Here is a 1414-nt window from a genome sequence, read left to right on the forward strand (position 1 = left end):
AGCGCCGGGACGTCAAACTGTCTAATAACCTCTTTAGCTCTCGCTACCTTATTTGTATTAAAAATCTTTCAAAATATTTTGTAATACGATTGATTTTTTGTACATTTAAGTATGAAATTCATCAACGGAACCAATAGAAACCAACTGCCACTTTTTGCCTCATCAATTGATGATGCCATTGCGCAAGACAATGAAATTAGGCTCATCGACCTTTTTGTGGATAGTTTAAAATTGAGTGATTTTGGTTTTGCTTTCGACTTTGTCGAAAACGGAAGACCTGCCTATCACCCGTCGGATTTACTCAAACTTTTTATTTACGGTTATCTCAATCGCATGCGTTCGTCGCGAACTCTCGAAAAAGAATGTTCCCGCAACATCGAACTCATGTGGTTGCTAAAAGCACTTGTTCCAGATCACAACACCATCGCCAATTTCAGAAAAGACAATCCCAAAGCCATTGCGCGTGTCTTTCGAGCAACGGTGAAGATGGCTTCCCATTTTGAACTGATTGGCGGAAGCCTTGTCGCGGGTGACAGTACTAAACTTAGAGCCCAAAACTCTAAGAAAAACAATTTCAATCCCAGTAAAATAGAACGGCATATTGCTTATATCGATGCTAGATTAGAAGAATACAATCTGGCTTTAGCAAAAGCGGACGGCGATGAAACTGAAAAGAAAAAGATAGAAACAAAGGTTAGAAAACATACTATCCAAAAACAAAAATACATTCAATACAAGAATACAATTGAGACAACCGGTATTACCCAAATCTCTACTTCAGATCCCGATAGTCGCCAAATAATGACTCGAAATAACATCTCTGAAGTAGCCTATACTGTACAAACAACAGTAGATGCTTTGCACAATATCCCAATTGATTTTAAGGTCACTAATGAAAATGATTCTAAAGCTATGGGAGGCATGCTGCGCCGTAGTAAAGTCATTTTGGGACATAACAATTTTACCGCCATTTATGACAAAGGATACCACACCGGAAGCGAGTTTGAGTATGCTAATAAACTAGGCGTTGCTGTCTTGGTTGCCATTCCAGGGGTTGCCGCACATGCACCCGATACTGCTTTTGATGTAGAACATTTTAAATACAATAAAGACACTGATTCTTATACGTGTCCCGCTAATGAAATCCTAACCACTAATGGGAATTGGTATTCCAAAAAAAACGGGAAATCAATAACCCAAATGAAGCATTATAAAACTAGTGCCTGTTTGAATTGCGAACTCTTTAAGAAATGCACTAAAAATGTTAAAGGAAGACTCATAGAACGCTCCCAATATGCCGACTTAATTTACGAAAACAAAGTTCGAATCGAGAATAACTATGAAATCTATCGCAGGCGACAAGCCATTGTGGAGCATCCCTACGGAGTTATTAAACGGCAATGGGATTTTTATT

General features: G+C 38.6%; 1 protein-coding gene. It reads left to right on the plus strand.

The genetic code is table 11. From position 1 onward, the window contains the following. Window positions 1-111: 111 nt before the first annotated feature. On the plus strand, window positions 112-1414 hold a 1303-nt coding region (locus IWX84_RS15310; protein ID WP_196851625.1), incomplete at its 3' end, for an IS1182 family transposase.

This window comes from Flavobacterium sp. CG_9.10, from assembly GCF_015752245.1.
In the GTDB taxonomy this organism is placed as follows: domain Bacteria; phylum Bacteroidota; class Bacteroidia; order Flavobacteriales; family Flavobacteriaceae; genus Flavobacterium.